16 protein-coding genes are annotated in these 16,402 nt (G+C 32.0%); 3 read left to right on the forward strand and 13 right to left on the reverse strand.

Going from position 1 to position 16,402, the window contains the following annotated elements; translation table 11 throughout:
• Positions 1–5: 5 nt before the first annotated feature.
• The 5 genes from pfkB to norA form a co-directional block, all read right to left on the reverse strand.
• Positions 6–926: a 1-phosphofructokinase gene (pfkB, locus tag EL082_RS09875; protein WP_002467150.1), complete on the reverse strand. Its 921-nt coding sequence runs from the start codon at positions 924–926 to the stop codon at positions 6–8.
• Positions 923–1,678, reverse strand: a complete 756-nt coding sequence (locus EL082_RS09880; protein WP_015365299.1) for a DeoR/GlpR family DNA-binding transcription regulator — start codon at positions 1,676–1,678, stop codon at positions 923–925. The genes pfkB and EL082_RS09880 overlap by 4 nt, the downstream gene beginning before the upstream one ends.
• A 185-nt stretch (positions 1,679–1,863) precedes the next feature.
• Positions 1,864–2,346, reverse strand: a complete 483-nt coding sequence (gene ybaK, locus EL082_RS09885; RefSeq protein WP_019235811.1) for a Cys-tRNA(Pro) deacylase — start codon at positions 2,344–2,346, stop codon at positions 1,864–1,866.
• Positions 2,347–2,449: 103 nt separating this feature from the next.
• On the reverse strand, positions 2,450–2,929 hold the full coding sequence (locus EL082_RS09890; RefSeq protein ID WP_002467152.1) for a hypothetical protein: 480 nt from the start codon (positions 2,927–2,929) through the stop codon (positions 2,450–2,452).
• Between the two features lie 344 nt (positions 2,930–3,273).
• Positions 3,274–4,440 (reverse strand): multidrug efflux MFS transporter NorA, encoded by a 1,167-nt coding sequence (gene norA / locus EL082_RS09895; RefSeq protein ID WP_002467154.1) that lies wholly within the window; start codon positions 4,438–4,440, stop codon positions 3,274–3,276.
• A gap of 326 nt (positions 4,441–4,766) precedes the next feature.
• On the opposite strand from norA, the gene EL082_RS09900 reads away from it, so the two are divergent.
• A complete protein-coding gene (locus EL082_RS09900; protein WP_015365302.1) occupies positions 4,767–5,384 on the forward strand; it encodes a DUF1361 domain-containing protein in 618 nt (205 codons plus the stop codon).
• On the forward strand, positions 5,381–5,659 hold the full coding sequence (locus EL082_RS09905; protein ID WP_049416110.1) for a hypothetical protein: 279 nt from the start codon (positions 5,381–5,383) through the stop codon (positions 5,657–5,659). Before EL082_RS09900 ends, EL082_RS09905 begins: the two co-directional genes overlap by 4 nt.
• Before the next feature lie 63 nt (positions 5,660–5,722).
• Here the strand turns inward: EL082_RS09905 and EL082_RS09910 are convergent, their stop codons facing one another.
• From EL082_RS09910 to EL082_RS09935, 6 genes are all read right to left on the reverse strand, one after another.
• Positions 5,723–7,093, reverse strand: coding sequence for a cryptochrome/photolyase family protein (locus EL082_RS09910; protein ID WP_103286255.1), 1,371 nt, complete (start codon positions 7,091–7,093; stop codon positions 5,723–5,725).
• A gap of 164 nt (positions 7,094–7,257) precedes the next feature.
• Positions 7,258–8,814: an SLC13 family permease gene (locus tag EL082_RS09915; RefSeq protein WP_019235810.1), complete on the reverse strand. Its 1,557-nt coding sequence runs from the start codon at positions 8,812–8,814 to the stop codon at positions 7,258–7,260.
• Positions 8,815–8,989: 175 nt separating this feature from the next.
• Positions 8,990–9,937 (reverse strand): malate dehydrogenase, encoded by a 948-nt coding sequence (mdh, locus tag EL082_RS09920; RefSeq protein WP_049416112.1) that lies wholly within the window; start codon positions 9,935–9,937, stop codon positions 8,990–8,992.
• Between the two features lie 103 nt (positions 9,938–10,040).
• Positions 10,041–10,349, reverse strand: a complete 309-nt coding sequence (locus EL082_RS09925) for a hypothetical protein (RefSeq protein WP_103286254.1) — start codon at positions 10,347–10,349, stop codon at positions 10,041–10,043.
• Between the two features lie 27 nt (positions 10,350–10,376).
• Positions 10,377–11,285, reverse strand: coding sequence for an aldo/keto reductase (locus EL082_RS09930; protein ID WP_002467157.1), 909 nt, complete (start codon positions 11,283–11,285; stop codon positions 10,377–10,379).
• A gap of 64 nt (positions 11,286–11,349) precedes the next feature.
• Positions 11,350–12,276, reverse strand: coding sequence for a CobW family GTP-binding protein (locus EL082_RS09935; RefSeq protein WP_015365307.1), 927 nt, complete (start codon positions 12,274–12,276; stop codon positions 11,350–11,352).
• Positions 12,277–12,502: 226 nt separating this feature from the next.
• On the opposite strand from EL082_RS09935, the gene mgrA reads away from it, so the two are divergent.
• On the forward strand, positions 12,503–12,946 hold the full coding sequence (mgrA, locus tag EL082_RS09940) for a global transcriptional regulator MgrA (RefSeq protein ID WP_002467156.1): 444 nt from the start codon (positions 12,503–12,505) through the stop codon (positions 12,944–12,946).
• A gap of 130 nt (positions 12,947–13,076) precedes the next feature.
• Here the strand turns inward: mgrA and cydC are convergent, their stop codons facing one another.
• Positions 13,077–14,750, reverse strand: coding sequence for a thiol reductant ABC exporter subunit CydC (gene cydC, locus EL082_RS09945; protein ID WP_015365308.1), 1,674 nt, complete (start codon positions 14,748–14,750; stop codon positions 13,077–13,079).
• Positions 14,747–16,384 (reverse strand): ABC transporter ATP-binding protein/permease, encoded by a 1,638-nt coding sequence (locus EL082_RS09950; RefSeq protein WP_049416118.1) that lies wholly within the window; start codon positions 16,382–16,384, stop codon positions 14,747–14,749. The genes cydC and EL082_RS09950 overlap by 4 nt, the downstream gene beginning before the upstream one ends.
• Positions 16,385–16,402: the final 18 nt, after the last annotated feature.

A 16,402-nucleotide genomic window follows, 5' to 3' on the forward strand; every position in this document is an offset into this window, starting at 1 on the left:
ATTATTCACTCCCCATCAAGTACAGAAATCGTAACTTGTGATTTGATATTTTCTATTGCATCTTTTGTCGCTAAATCTGCATCAAATGCAGTAGCAGTTCCTGATGCTACTGCTTGTTTAAATGCATCTTGCACAGATAAACCAGTAGCTAACCCTGCGACCATACCTGCTACCGTACTATCACCTGAGCCAACTGTATTAATCACTTTGCCTTTTGGATTTACAGCTTTAATACTTTGTTGACGATCCACATAAATTGCACCATCTCCACCTAATGACACAATGACTGATTGTGCACCTTTATCTAAGATTTGTTTAGCATATTTAATAACATCTTCATCACTTTTAACTGATGTATTAAACATAACTTCTAATTCATCTTTATTAGGTTTAATAAATAGTGGCTGATATTCTAACACTGATTCAACTAAATCTTTTTCAGCATCAACGACTAATTGCGCACCTGTTTGTTTTGTAATCTTAGCAATCTGCGCATAAGCATCACTCGGAATACTCTTTGGTACACTACCAGCGACGATAACAGTATCATTGTCTGTCGTTTCTTTAATTTGATTTAATAATGATTGAAATTGTGCATCAGTCACATTAGGACCTTGTGCATTCACTTCTGTTTCTTGACCTGTTTTCAATTTAACATTGATACGCGTATCTTCATCTACTTGCACAAAATCTGTGTGAATATCACTATCTTTTAATGTTTGAGCTATAAAATCTCCTGGGAATCCACCAGCAAATCCTAATGCTGTAGAATCAACACCCAAAGTCTTTAGCACTCTAGAAACATTAATACCTTTACCACCGGCAAATTTATTTGTATCTTGAGCGCGATTTAAACCATCTATCTTAAAGTCATCTACAAACATGACATAGTCAATGGATGGATTAAAAGTAACTGTATATATCATATTGTCCCTCCTAAAAATTCATATTGTCCCGCAAACGCTTCATTCACATGTTGTAATCCCTGTTTAGAGGTAATGATTCGAGTATTATCTTGCACAGGTACTCTAGCAAAGTACACTTGATTAAATTTCGTTTCGTCTACAACAACAAAGCTTTCATTAGAAAGTCGCATTGCATTATCTTTAATTAACGCCTCTTGTTCATCAGGTGTGGTTAAACCATACTTTACGTCTATACCGTTCATTCCAATAAATGATTTATCAAAACAATATCGCTTCAATGTTTCTAAGGCACTCGAACCTACTGTAGCGAATGTATTTTCTTTAACTTGACCACCTAACATTAAGGTTTTAATCCCTTTTTTAAGTAGTTGTTCAACATGAGTCAAACCATTAGTTACAACAATAATATCTTTTGCATCTATGTAAGGTATCATCTCTAATGTTGTTGAGCCAGCGTCTAAAAAAACACACTCATTATCTCTAATTTGTCGAGCTGCTCGTTTGGCAATTTCTTTCTTTTCTCGTGAATTTTGTGTCAATTTCTCTGTTAATCTTGGTTCGACCATTCGATTATGGTTAAGTGTCGCACCACCATGAATACGTTGTAATTTACCAGCTAATTGCAGCTTAGATAAATCACGTCGAATGGTAGAGGCACTACAACCGGTTCTATCCATTAATTCCTGGAGTGTCAGAAAATCCTTTTTTATAAGTTCTTGTAAAATTAAATCGTGTCGTTTTTCAGATATCAATATAACCACCCCATCTCAATTACCATTATAATGAGCACGCTTACAAAATTCAATCAAAAATTGTCAAAAACAATCAAAAACATTCATTTTGTGACAAAAATAACACGAAAATACATTCACTATCAAATGGACTAGTTGTGTTCATGTATTTCCGTGTTTTTTATTATTATTTTACTGCTAGTGCTTTAGTCATGAATTACCGAAGTCACTTTAGCGTTTGTCATTGCTACCAAATCTTTGACAGCGATAATGATTTGCATACCTCTTTGGCCACCACTGATATATATCTGTTCTCTTTGTAGCGCAGACTGGTCAATAACAGTTTGGAATAAATGCTTCATACCGATAGGTGAACATCCACCTCTAATATATCCTGTCACTTGTTTGAGCTGATCTAAAGGCATTAAATTTAATTTTTTCTCTCCTGCTTCATGTGCAGCTTTTTTCATATCTAACGTTGCATTCACTGGTATAACAAACACGAAATGATCATGGTTAGCATTTTCTAATACAAGTGTTTTATAAACATCTTCAACATTGGCATGCACAAGTGCTGCTATTTGTTCACCTGTTTGGTGTTCTTCGGTTACTTCAAATACGTTAGTTTGATAAGCTACCTTTGCTCTATCTAACATGCGCATTGCATTTGTTTTTTTGGTTTTACCCATATTCTCACCTCTGGTATTACTTAACTTAATCCTCTATATTTTAACACTAGTTCTTTATATAGTAATCACAAAAAAAGCACATGCTCCCATTAGTAAGCATGTGCTATCTCATATGTGAATGATTTTCCCCAACTTGACCGCTGTCATTCACTACTATATTGGATTGTTGTTGATTTTGTTGATTCACATATTGATAATTTGATGATTGATTTTGATAATCAACTTGTTTTAAATCATAATTTTCATTTAAATGATTGTTCGCATAATTTAATGCAATCACTTTACATTCTCTTGGCGTAAAATGATTTTCTGATGATCTATGATTGTCTTTTTTTAAATATGTAGTCTTTTGTTGCTTGTCATTATTATTGTCTTCATTTTTTTCTGAAGCATTCGCTATTTTAAAATCAGTAAAATTAATTGTTTTCTCTAATGCAGATACTTTATTTGCTTTTGAAAATGTACAAATAGTCTGATGTACTTTAGCTAATGCATTTTGATTAGTAGCTAAAAATATTAGACCTATTAAACATATTGTCAAAATAACTGCAAAGATACTTAATAATAAGTTTTTCAAATTCATCTCCTTACCCACATTTCTCAATCGATTTTTGTCTATCTTAACATAATAATTTTTAATTTTAGATATGTGGGTCACAATTTAAATAGATTGTAATATTTGTAACAGTAATATTACTGAAGTTGTTATTTTTGTTACATAAAAGCATTAAAAAACGAAATAATTATCTTCAATTAATACATTAAACTAATTTTTTAAGTGAAAAAGTATCATAATCATTCAAAATCGTTCGAAAACAATATTAAAAATTTAAAGGGTTTTGTCACGTTATATTAGTACTTTTTCAAAGTATTCATATTTAAAATAAATAAAAACCATTCAACGTTTTCGCTGAATGGCGTCTATTATCATTTTGAATTTCGATTTAATTGCGTTCTTATCATTTTTTCAATAAATATAATGACAATCCCACTTAATGATACCGCTATAGCCATATACAATGGGAACTCGATATTCACATCAAAAAGTGTACCAGCAACTAGAGGTCCCATAAAATTACCCATACTTGTGAATGTTGAGTTTAGTCCTCCTGCAAAGCCTTGTCGATTACCTGCAATATTAGAAAAATAGTTAGTAATCGCCGGTCTAATCATGTCGAAACCAATAAAGACGATAAAGCTAATGAGCATTATAGTCCAATAACCTTGTGCGATAATCAACATCACTAAAACAATTGCTGAATATAATAATGACCATGCAATAAAATTCAATTCAGTTGTAAATTTCATGAATTTATCGAAGAAAAATACTTGGAATAAGGCACCAAAAATGCCCCCGCCTGTGATAGCAATTGAAATATCTTTAGGCGTATAGCCAGCTTTATCGGATGTATATAGTGAAAATAGTGTTTCAAATGCAGACAAACCAAATGCTAACACTAAAGTCAAAATAACCGGTGTTAAGAATACCTTCCAATTAATTTTAGTTAAGAGCTCTGGGTCGTATTGAGGGAAACCTGCTGTTGTCATTTTCTTAGGATTGTGAATCACAATTAATGACATAATAAAAGCAATAATCCCCAGCCCTCCTGCAAAATAGAAAGGTAATCTATGGGAAACCTCAGCTAAAAATCCGCCAAAACCAGGTCCTAAAATAAAACCAGAATTAATGATTGCTGACATGTAACCAAAGTTCTTCGCTTTATCTTGTGACGGAGAGATATCAGCTATTAGTCCTGTTACACCTGGCATAACCATACCAGCACTAAATCCACCTAACACACGCGAAATAACCAAAATTGTAAATGAGTGGCCTACTGCAAACATAAACTCAGATATTGAAAATAAAACAAGACCAATACATATTATTAATTTTTTACCTAGTTTATCAGCTAGCCCACCACCAAATGGTGAAATAATCATTTGCGCTAATGCAAATGAAGCTACTAGTATACCTAAATCACTACCTTTTAAGCCCAAATCTTTAAGATAAACCGGTAGCACAGGTATAACCAGTCCAATCCCTAGAAATATCAGGAAAATATTAAAGTAGAGTGTAAATAATTGTTTTCTCATAACGATGTCCCCCTCTCTTATATTTTACATATCTTTATTTATCATATATTGGTATCTATATCATCATACCTTTTCACTACATCAATACGTTAAAAGTCAATATATTGTAATATATTTAAAAACAAATTAACAGTCGGACGTATTAATATTTCTACTATAAAATATAAAGATGATTTAAAACGATAATTATTACCGCTTTTACTTTTTTGGTTGATTACTATTGCTCAGAACGATATTATTAAAACTCAGTTGTCCAATTTTATTTTAACGGATGAAAGTATTAAATCAAATGACAACCAAAGTATGTTATGAAAGTAGTGTTAATGATGCAACCTCGCTATATAGCTAGAATATATTTTATTATTCTGTTTATTATATCTTTATTTGAAACCACGATTTTCAATTTTATGACGTTAAATTTATTTTTAGCTTATATACCATTCGAACTATGCTTATTATTAAAATTATTTAAACCTATCAAAAAATTCGAATGGCCTTTATTTATTGTATTTGGCATGATTTTTTTATTACTTGTACCTAATACCTTCTATATGATTACTGATTTGATTCATTTAAATCAATTTCAATTCAACTTCTTAGTAGGATTGAATATAAAGGAATGGATATTCTTTACTTATTTAATGTTAGGCGTCTTTTTAGCCATGTATGTCATGATCTTAATTTTTATGGAAATTCTACATTTTACCAAACACATCTGGCTTAATCGCCTATTAGTTATTATTCTTATGTTTTTAAACGGTTTAGGTATTTATATGGGCCGCTTCTTACGACTTCATACGGTATATTTAATTAATGAACCATTAAAAATATTCCATGAAGTCCTAGGTGTATTTAACCTAAAAACATTTATCTTTGTGTTATTAATGGTATTAATGCAGTCAGCAATCATTTTATTTGTAAAAGGAGTTCGATTACAAAAATGATGTTAAATCTGATCATTTTATTAGCAATCATTATTACTCTACAACTCATTGTAGGTCACTTTATGCATGATATCGGTTTTAGCTATGCTAAAAGTATCGGTCTTATGTTTTTACCATTAGGTATAGGTTTGTTTATTTTACAAGCTTTTTATTTCGAAAGAAAATATCCAAATTGGGACGTCCCACTTGGTGTTAAGTTGCGATTAAAATATATGTATATTTTAACCTTTTTTGAATATGTTGCTGTATATGTTTGCATGTTTTGGCTTAAATAGTAAATATGTCATTCGTTTTGAGACAACTCAATTCAAATAACCTCCATTAGCACTACATATCTATCACAAACTTTTAAATAATGACATCACACGTTGACGACTGTATTGGTGGTTAACCATTGGTTCAGGATAATCAACACCTAATTGAATACCTTGTTGTTTCAATAATTGCATGTGCTTTTGGGTATCGTGTAATAGATGGCTATCTACATGATTGAGTGTGGATAGCCATTGTTTTATATATAGTGCATTGGGATCAAATCGCTCACTTTGTTTAATAGGGTTAAACATTCTAAAATATGGAACAGCATCTGTCCCAGTCGAAGCAGACCACTGCCACCCATGCACATTTGACGCATTATCATAATCAATCAATTTATCTTTGAAATAAGTTTCTCCCCATGTCCAGTCTATCAATAAATCTTTCGTTAAAAATTGTGATGTCACCATTCTCATTCGATTATGCATATATCCAGTTTGATTTAGCTCTTGCATAGCTGCATCTACAATAGGATATCCAGTTTTACCATTTTTCCATTGATCAAATTGTTGCTTGTCATTGACCCATTCAATGTTTCGATACTTCTCTTTAAATGATTGATGGGCTGTTTCTGGATATTGCGTCATCAGTACATAATAGAATTCTCTAAAAATTAATTCTCTGATAAATGCTTCATAATTAGATTCGTTGCTTTCATAACCATGTAATAAATCATTAAATACTTGCAATATATCAATCAATCCGTAAGCTAGTGCAATACTGAGTTGACTCGTTAATACTTCAGGTAAATACTCTCTATTTGACTCATAATTTTGAATATCATTATTCAAAAAACTTTGCCATTGTTGTTGTACTTCTTTTTCAGTTAATCCACTATGGCTATCATTAATTTGCGTTGGGGCGTATGCCAGCTCGACTATTTTCGAAATATCACTTAGTTCATAATGTGCTCTATGTCTTTCTATTACATATGGTCGCCATTTTTTATAAAAACTTGTAAACACTTTATATGGTTCCCCTTGATTGTTAAACGTTTTACGTGGACTAAAATAATGTTGTACACGAAGCGCTTCAACTTTGATTCCAGCTTCTTGAAATCGTTGTTTTTGATGAGGATAGTCATATGATTCATGATGATAACTCATGATGTCACTTGCCATAACAACTTTGTCTAATTGTTGATTTTTACAAAACGCTATTAAATGATTATAATCCATTACATTCGTTTGAATTTGATAATGATTTAATGTGTTGATAAAAGCGTTGAGTGTACCATGATAAAATGATGCTTTTAATTGTGCCTCATCACCAAACTTTTCTTTAGGTATAATCAATACACATGTATCTGTACTACCTAATTGATTGCAAATATAAGCGAGTAACGGATTATGATGAATTCTAAATACTCTATTTAATATCACGCCAACTTTCATTGTTTAATCACCTAACATTCATTGTTTTGTTGAATTATACCCTTATCCTAAAAAAATAAATATCTAACCTAAATCGTTCATAATTCTTATTTAAAAACGTCTATTTCATTCATAAAAAAAGCTCGACGGTCACCTTGACCGCCAAGCTATTTAACTTTCATTATTTATACTAAACCTAACCATTTCCAATACGTTAAACTAAATATAATGACTAATATATAGCCAACTATCGTTAATGGTATACCAGATTTCAAGAAATCTTTAACTGTAAATGTGTCTGTACCATACGCTAACATGTTTTGTGGTGCACTTACTGGTAATAAGAATCCAAAGCTAATTACAAATTGTTGGATTAAAACAAATCCGATAGATTGATCGCCAAGATGTAATGTTGATGTTAATGAAATAAAGACAGGAATAAGTGCAGATGATAAGCTTGTAGCACTTGCAAATCCTAGATGAATTAAAATATTAAATAAAGTAATCAGTGCTATGGTTGCAATAATCGGCAATCCTTTAAGCCCCATTAAACCAAATGTTTGATCACTCAACCATTGTGCTGCTCCTGTTTTTAATAATACATTTCCTAGTGAAATACCAACACCAAATACAATGATTGTGCCCCAAGGGATTTTATTTTCTACACCTTTCCAGGTAATAACGCCAATTTTAGGTAAGAGCATGATACCTAAAGCAATTAATGTAATTGATGCAGAATCAATTGGATGTAACACTTTTTCAGTTGACCAAAATACCAATAATAATAGAGAGATAACGATTAAACGCCATTCACTCGGTTTCACTGGTCCTAAATCGTTTAACTCTTTTTTAATTAATGCTTTTCCGCCTTCAATAGATTCACGTTCGGGTGGCATCACTTTGATCATAATAAAATAAAGTGCGATAGACATTAAAACTGACCATGGCGCGGCGTACATGAACCATTCACCCCATGATACATCATGGCCTAAATTCTGATTGATAAAATTAATCGCAACGATATTTTGTGCTGCCGCTGTTTTAATACCAATATTCCAAATAGAAACTGCTTGTACTGACGTTATAATTAATAATGATGCTAACTTACTCTCTTTAGAAACTTTGAATGCTGCAATCATACCTAATAATATTGGTACGACTGCACCCGCTCTAGCTGTAGAAGAAGGTACAAAAAATGCAAGCACAATTGAAACGAGTATTGCACCTATGACAATATTTTTAGTTTTATTTCCCACGACAGATAACACTAATAATGCTAATCGTTTGTGTAAGTTAGTCTCTTGCATCGCTGCTGCTAAAAATAATGCAGCTGCAACTAAAGCTACCGCTGAAGTAGAAAAACCACTGAACGCAAGTGTTAAAGCATTGTTTGTTCCTAATATTTCACTGCCTTTAATAATGGCATCCCCATTTTTAGGATTACCAAGTTGCTCAGATAAATTTTGAACTGGACTGAATCCTAATAATAAAATTATCAGTCCTAAAATCAATGTTGCTGAAACAGGGTATGACACTGCTTCAGTAACCCACATTATGACAGCAAATGCTAGTATCGCTAGAGTCATTTTAGCCATCACTGGTAAGCCTGCGGGTGTAGGTAAAAGCAATATGGCTATCAATACGATAAAACTAATGATAATCCAAAGTGGTTTATACCCCTTTTTCTCTTTTTTGGTAGTTTGATTATTGACTACCTGTGAAGTTTGATTCCCTTTAGACATATTCACCGACTCCTTTTTATCTTGACCTTACACCCTAATTATATCAAGAAAGCGCTTTATCTATGCGATTTACTTACAAAAGTCATATAATTCTCACTTTTAAATAATAAATCATTTAAAAAAGATATACTCAATTTATTGCAAACGATAGGTTTTATCTTTTGACTTAAATGCTTTATTCAAAACCATAATTAAGTGCTTCTTTAACACTTTTAACTGATAATGCTGAAGTATCTAATTGCTTTTGCTCTTCTTGGCTTAAATTCAATTCTAATATTTCTTCTACACCATTTTGCCCTAGTTTAATTGGTACCCCTAAGCAGATATCTCGATAGCCATACTCGCCTTCAAGATAAGTAATTGCTGCCAATACACGACATTTGTCTTTCAAAATAGCATCAATCATCTCATATATCGCAGCAGCAGGCGCATAATATGCTGAACCATTTCCTAACAGTTGAACGATTTCAGCTCCACCTTTTCGTGTTCTATCAAGAATTTGATCAATGACTTGCTGATCAAGTAGTTCTTTTAAAGGAATTCCATTAATTTGAGTTGAGTTGACTAATGGAACCATTGTATCTCCATGACCACCTAATACTAAACCTTGTACATCTTCAACAGAAATTCCTAGCTCTTGAGCAATGAATGTTTTATATCTGGCACTATCTAATACACCTGATTGCCCCAAAACTCTATGTTTAGGGAAGCCAGATGCGACTAAGGCTGAATAAGTCATCGCATCAACGGGATTAGTTAATACAATAATGATGGCATTGGGCGCATATTGGGCGATTTGTTGTGCACTATAATGAACAATTTCTTCGTTTGTTTGTATTAAATCATCTCTACTCATACCTGGTTTTCTAGCAATTCCTGCTGTTATCACTACAATATCTGAGTCTTTCGTTTCTGAATAATCGGCAGTACCTTTAATTTCAACATTAAAGTTGAATATAGGCCCGCTTTCTTGAATGTCTAACGCTTTTCCTTTTACTGTACTTTCAGATTGTGGACGATCTACAACAACAATGTCAGCGCTTTCATTTTTCGCTAAAATAAAAGCTAATGTTGCACCTGTTTGTCCAGCACCGATAATAGAAATCTTTTTACGTTTATTCATCAGATACACTCCCCATTTATAAATTGATAAAAAACAAAAACTCCGCTATTTCAAATTAATTATAACATTGAAATAACAGAGTTTTTCATTAAATATTGGTATTTTACTTTTTAATTTGTCCAAAAATTTCATGGTTGATTCCAAACACATATAATAGTGTAAAGAAAGCAGCACCACTTAATATTGTTAATACTAAAGTTAAAATAAGCGTACGTTTAAAATGACGAATGAATGCGATAAATAGTAAGCCTAAATTATAGGCAAAGAGCAATCCAAATAACGTCATTGTTGCTTTTATCTCAGGGTAAAAAATATTACATAAGAGTACGATGATCGCAAAGATTAAATAAGGAATCATAATCAAATTGCGTTCAAATTTAAGTTGTTTCTGATGTCTATCTTCATTATTCATTTAATAAAATCCTTTCTAACATTTTATTTATAAAATGTCATGACCCATTGCAGCAGTGTATATGTCAAACCACTCTTGGTCAGTTAAATTAATAGATAATCCTGGTAAAGCTGCATCAATTCTTTCAATTTTATGCGTACCTAACACCGGCATGATATCATTGGGATGTTTATTCAACCAAGCTATCATAATAGCCGTGTCATCAACCTCGTATTTTTGTGCTAAAGGTTCAATAATGGTACGCACACGGCTCGCTTTGTCATCGGATGGATCAAACAATTTACCGCCTGCCAGTGGACTCCAAGCCATTACTTTTACTTGATTTTCATACATTTTGTCCATCACACCATTGTTTAAAATGTCTGTTTGATATGGGGACACTTCTAGTTGGTTAATGCTAATATGCAATTTATCATGATTCAAGCTATGTTTTAATAAATCATACTGAGTTTCATTAAAATTGGATACACCAAATGATTTGATTTTACCTTCATCGACAAGTTCTTTTACAGCATCCGTAATTTCATCAGGATTCATTAATGGTGAAGGTCTATGAATTAATAAGCTATCTAAATAATCCACATTCAAACGTTGTAATGAATGATTGACTGATTGAATAATATGTTGACGACTATGGTCATAACGATGACCATCAGTAAACGTTTGAGTTTCAGAAGGTAAGACAATGCCACATTTAGATACCACTTGAATTTGATCACGTAAGTTAGGTGATAACTGTAATGCTCTACCAAATCTAGACTCACATTGATAATCTCCATAAATATCGGCATGATCCATCGTTGTGATACCACGTTCAACAAGTTGATTTATAAAACGATTTAATTCTTGATCAGAATATTGCCATTCATTTGCTCTCCAAAATCCTTGAATCATTTTTGAAAAATCAACGTACTGGTTAATCTTTATTCTATCCATTATCATCACGACCTTATTATTTAGTAATTTCATCCTGTATATTTAGAAGCAGTTGAATTTAAAATCAAGTAAATTGTAACATATCCAATTTATTTCTGAGTTGATTAATATCGATATGCTCTCCGATAATGACAATTGTTAAAGGCAATTCTTGATTGATTGGGCCGAAATCAGGCAATCCATAAGACAATTGAAATTCAATGGTTTCATTGGGTTGATCTCTAAATTGTACATAGCCTTTAAGTCTCATCACGTTTTTCGGTAATTGCATTATAAATTGATAAAATAACTGACGATCAATGGGACTTGTAAATGTATATTTCATGCTTTTAATACCATGGTGATGGTGGTGTTTATGATTTACAGTTTTATCGATGGTTGGATTATTTAATAACTTGATATCAAATTGTCCATATGTTGTTAAAACATATGGCGCATGCGGATTAATTTGAACCAACTCTTCTTCAATTTTATGTAATTTCTCAGAATCAACGCAGTCTGTTTTATTAACGACTAATAAATCACTTATTTCAAGTTGTTCTTCCATAAGTGTTTGAGTAGATGTAGTGTAATCATTCCTATTTAAAAATCGTTCAGCATCCACTAAACTAATGATTTGAGGCATATTTATATATTCGATAATAGTCGGATCTTGACATGCGGCAATCATTTCTATAGGATTAGCAATTCCTGTTGCCTCAATAATGATATGATTACAATCACCCTGTTGTATTAATGATTGAATTTGAGTGATTAAATCTGTCTTTAAGTCGCAGCATACACAACCATTGATGATTGATCGCACTTCGATATTTGCGTCTATATTTTGACTATCGATATCAAATGAACCAAATTCATTCATAATCACTTTGATTTTCTCATCAATTTTTAATAATTCGCTAATATAATGTGTCAGTAGCGTGGTTTTCCCACTACCTAGGAAACCACTAATGATAGAAATTGATATTTTTCTAAAATTATTATTTTTCATTGTAAAATTCCTTTTCTATTACAAGTATTTTTAAAAATGATAACATAAATATTAAATTATCTTTTTGCTTGATTTAACGATAGATATCTTCTAAACTTTAAACATACTTTAATTTTAGCATGACATTGAATCACAGTGTGTTGTGAATTATATTCCGCACAACATAGACGGATTCCAATCCGAATAGAGAGAAAAAAACGGATAGAATGTCTGGAGGAGAACTTTAATGTCTGATCAACATAATTTAAAAGAGCAACTATGCTTTAGTTTGTACAATGCTCAAAGACAAGTAAATCGCTACTACTCAAACAAAGTCTTTAAAAAGTACAATCTAACTTACCCACAATTCCTTGTATTAACTATTTTATGGGACGAGTCACCTGTAAACGTTAAGAAGGTTGTGACTGAACTAGCACTTGATACTGGTACAGTATCCCCACTATTAAAAAGAATGGAACAAGTTGATTTAATCAAACGTGAACGTTCCGAAGTCGATCAACGTGAAGTATTTATTCACTTGACTGATAAAAGCGAAAAAATTAGACCCGAACTTAGCACTGCTTCTGAAAAAGTTGCAACTGCATCATCATTATCACTTGAAGAAGTGGATGAACTTAACCGATTATTAGGTAAAGTCATCGATGCATTTAATGAAGCTAAAGATAATTAATTAAGCTTTTGTCATGGTAATTTAAAGTTAAAGTTTAGATTTTAACACTTTTAAAGTATAAAAATGCTCTAAAGTACTTCTTAGTATTTTAGAGCATTTTTGTATTCTGCTACACCATGTCATGCCTATGTTACTGATTCAACTGTTCCATTTGATATAAATAGCCTCTATTTTGAATTAACGTTTCATAGCTACCTTGTTCTTTGATTTCTCCATCTATCATGACAATGATTCTATCAAAATCTGGTAATAGACGTAAATCATGTGTAGATACAATCATTGTTTCAACTTGTTTAAGTAGTAAATGCATCATTTGTACTGTATGTTCAATATCTAGACCAGTCGTTGGTTCGTCTAACATCCAAATCTTAGCCTTTGTTTTTAGCAATAAGCGAGCTATACTTAATCGTTGAATTTCCCCACCTGATAACGTCTCTCCATCCATCGTTATATATTCTTCCAACGATAAATGAGATAAGTCTAACGAATTTAGTACATGTTGTATCTTATCCTCATTACAATCTGTTAGTAAATTATCCTTTATAGTGCCATCAAATAATTGTTGGGACTGTAACAATGCATTAATATCACTGTATTTAGATTCATCTTCTATTCGAAAGATATCAGACTGGTTATAAATAACGCTCCCTTCTTGAACTTGATATAATCCTAACATGACTTGTAGCAGTGTACTCTTGCCGCTTCCAGATGGACCTATAATGGCTATTCTCTCACCTTGATACACATTGAATGATATTCGATTTAATACAGGTGTTTCTTGATTTTCATACTTAAATGTGACATTGTTCAATTCAAATAAAGGTGCTGATTCGTCATTTACATGACTATTTTTCACTTTTTTTATATCGTCGTATTGAATCACTTCATTAATATCATATAATGATTGGTCTGTATCTGCTTTATAATATGCAACATTACTCATAGGAACAGCTTGTTCAAATAAAGTAAGTACCATTAGTACGATACTTGTTAAATAAACCACATCTAATGTTTGTGATTGTATTTGTATCGCACCTAAGTATAACGTGCTAAATATCGACACCATTGCAATAATATTGAGAATGTAATCATATATAGTTAAAAATCGTTGTTCCTTTTTTTGTAAATGATCAAATGTTTGCAATTGTTCTAATACATCATTTTTAAATGACGTTTCTTTATTAAATCGTTGTAATTCTTGATAACCTTGGCGATAATCGTAAAATCGAGTTAAAAATTGGCTTTGTTGAATTTTAACAATTTGTTTTAATTTTCGTGCTCTTTTACTACTTAATAAAGGAACGACCCATAATGTCATTATCATACTCACAGCAATTAACGCTGCATGCGCAGGTGATAGAAAGATGTAAACACACATTGCTATTATTGCTGTCATTCCTATTACTATCGGTGGATAATACACTCGTAAATAAATATTTTGTAATGCTTCTACTCTACTTACCATTCGTGAAATTAAATCACTCGAGTTAAACTTACGATATACGTCTGGTATTACTTTAACTAGACCTTGAAAAAATTGTACTCTTACGTTTCTCAACATAGTGAATGTCGTTCGATGAGAATATAGTCTTTCATAATATCTAGCAATGGCACGTAAAAAACCAAATAATTTAACAGAAACGACTAATACCATCAACGCATATAATGGAGCGCCTAATGCACTTTGTGTCACCATATAACCACTTAAAAAGAACATCGCTAAGGCGACTAAACTTCCTATGATACCTATTATAATTGCAATCACTAAATCTTTATCTATTGTAAATCGTATTTGTGATTTCATGATTCGTCACCATTTTCTTCTTTATTCACTGAAATCAATTGATCATCTTTAATAATGCAACCATCTTGCATATATAATCGTCGCGTTGCCTTTCTAATTGTTGCATCTCGATGGGCTATAATTAATTGAGTTGTGTCTTTGAAATAATCATCAAGCACACTTTGGATGACTTGTTCTGTTTCAATATCTAATCCAGTGGCCGGCTCATCAAGTACAACTAAATCTGGTTGCATCACAAGCAAGCGACATAATTCTATCCTTCTCATCTGTCCACCAGATAATGTTTCTCCACCATCACCTATCAATGTATGGATACCATTTCGTAATGACATTACTTTTTCTTTTAACTGTACTTTTTCTAATACATCAACGATTACTTCATCATCAATATCATTAAACATCGAAATATTATCTTTAATTGATGCAGTAAAAATATATGGTTTTTGACTTAATATCCCCATACGCATATGTTGATGTTTAAATGTTATTTCTCCATTCGTAGGTACCAATGTACGTGTGATAATTTTAGATAATGTCGTTTTACCAGCACCACTTGGCCCCACTAGAACGATATGTTCACGTTCGTAAATATCTAAATTAGTAGGTTTCATAGCAAATCCATGTCCCATTTCATTATTATATTTAAATGAAACGTTATCTATCCGAATAAACGGTATTTGATCTTGTTGATAGCTATAATCATATTGCTTATTCTTTGATGGCTGATCTAGAAATTCAAATACCACATCACTTGCCCCTTCACTTTGTTTACCAGTATGGAATGCTTGGCCCAAGTCTTTAATCGCATTGTAAAATTCTGGTGCTAAAATAATGGCAATAGCCGCGGTTTTAAAATCTATTGTATGAAATACAACAAGGCTTAATGCTGCTTCTAACGCAACAAGACCTACACCTAACAAACTAATAAACTCTAGCATTAGTCCCGATAAAAATGCACTTCTTAATATTTTCATCGTCAAATCTCTAAAATGAGTGCTATCTTCATAGATTTGTTTTTCCGTATGCTTTGTACGATTAAATAACTTCAACGTAATTAAACCTTGTGTCAGATTAAGGAATCGTTGTCCAAACTGATTTAAATAAGTCATTTGATTTTTAGATTCATCACGTGTTTTCAAACCAAAAATGATATAAAACAATGGAATAAATGGCGCTGTTACCAACATAATTAACGCTGTATTCAGATGAACCCAAAACATAGCAATGATAATTGCCATAGGAATCATGATGGATTTAAATACTTGCGGTAAATAGCTTTGATAAAACGGAGAAATTCCATCGATTGTTTCTGTTATTAATGTCATCTGCTCACCCACAGGACGTTCTGATTCTATATGAACCATACGTTGACGCAAGTCATGTTTAACATGACTTGAGAGATGATCACCTAATAATTGATTGCTAAAATTTAAAGTCGCACGTAACATAAGTACGATTATAATCATAGTAAGAATAAAACCAATCGATTGCTTAGTTTTAAATAACATACTATTTAAGAATTCTGCTATTGCTACATTTTGTACGACCACAGTTACAGCTAATGTAGCACATACTAAAAGCATTAAAACTGGATATCTTTTATATTTATATACTAGTTGCATTAATTTTTTCACAATTTAATCACCTAAATT

Origin of the sequence: Staphylococcus warneri (assembly GCF_900636385.1) — a bacterium.
Taxonomy (GTDB): Bacteria; Bacillota; Bacilli; order Staphylococcales; family Staphylococcaceae; genus Staphylococcus; species Staphylococcus warneri.

Excerpts from the sequence above, each read along its gene's own strand:
- pfkB (WP_002467150.1), bottom strand. The coding sequence starts at position 926 with ATGATATATACAGTTACTTTTAATCCATCCATTGACTATGTCATGTTT.
- ybaK (WP_019235811.1), bottom strand. The coding sequence starts at position 2,346 with ATGGGTAAAACCAAAAAAACAAATGCAATGCGCATGTTAGATAGAGCA.
- EL082_RS09890 (WP_002467152.1), bottom strand. The coding sequence starts at position 2,929 with ATGAATTTGAAAAACTTATTATTAAGTATCTTTGCAGTTATTTTGACA.
- norA (WP_002467154.1), bottom strand. The coding sequence starts at position 4,440 with ATGAGAAAACAATTATTTACACTCTACTTTAATATTTTCCTGATATTT.
- EL082_RS09900 (WP_015365302.1), top strand. The coding sequence starts at position 4,767 with ATGCAACCTCGCTATATAGCTAGAATATATTTTATTATTCTGTTTATT.
- EL082_RS09905 (WP_049416110.1), top strand. The coding sequence starts at position 5,381 with ATGATGTTAAATCTGATCATTTTATTAGCAATCATTATTACTCTACAA.
- EL082_RS09910 (WP_103286255.1), bottom strand. The coding sequence starts at position 7,093 with ATGAAAGTTGGCGTGATATTAAATAGAGTATTTAGAATTCATCATAAT.
- EL082_RS09915 (WP_019235810.1), bottom strand. The coding sequence starts at position 8,814 with ATGTCTAAAGGGAATCAAACTTCACAGGTAGTCAATAATCAAACTACC.
- mdh (WP_049416112.1), bottom strand. The coding sequence starts at position 9,937 with ATGAATAAACGTAAAAAGATTTCTATTATCGGTGCTGGACAAACAGGT.
- EL082_RS09925 (WP_103286254.1), bottom strand. The coding sequence starts at position 10,349 with ATGAATAATGAAGATAGACATCAGAAACAACTTAAATTTGAACGCAAT.
- EL082_RS09930 (WP_002467157.1), bottom strand. The coding sequence starts at position 11,285 with ATGGATAGAATAAAGATTAACCAGTACGTTGATTTTTCAAAAATGATT.
- EL082_RS09935 (WP_015365307.1), bottom strand. The coding sequence starts at position 12,276 with ATGAAAAATAATAATTTTAGAAAAATATCAATTTCTATCATTAGTGGT.
- mgrA (WP_002467156.1), top strand. The coding sequence starts at position 12,503 with ATGTCTGATCAACATAATTTAAAAGAGCAACTATGCTTTAGTTTGTAC.
- cydC (WP_015365308.1), bottom strand. The coding sequence starts at position 14,750 with ATGAAATCACAAATACGATTTACAATAGATAAAGATTTAGTGATTGCA.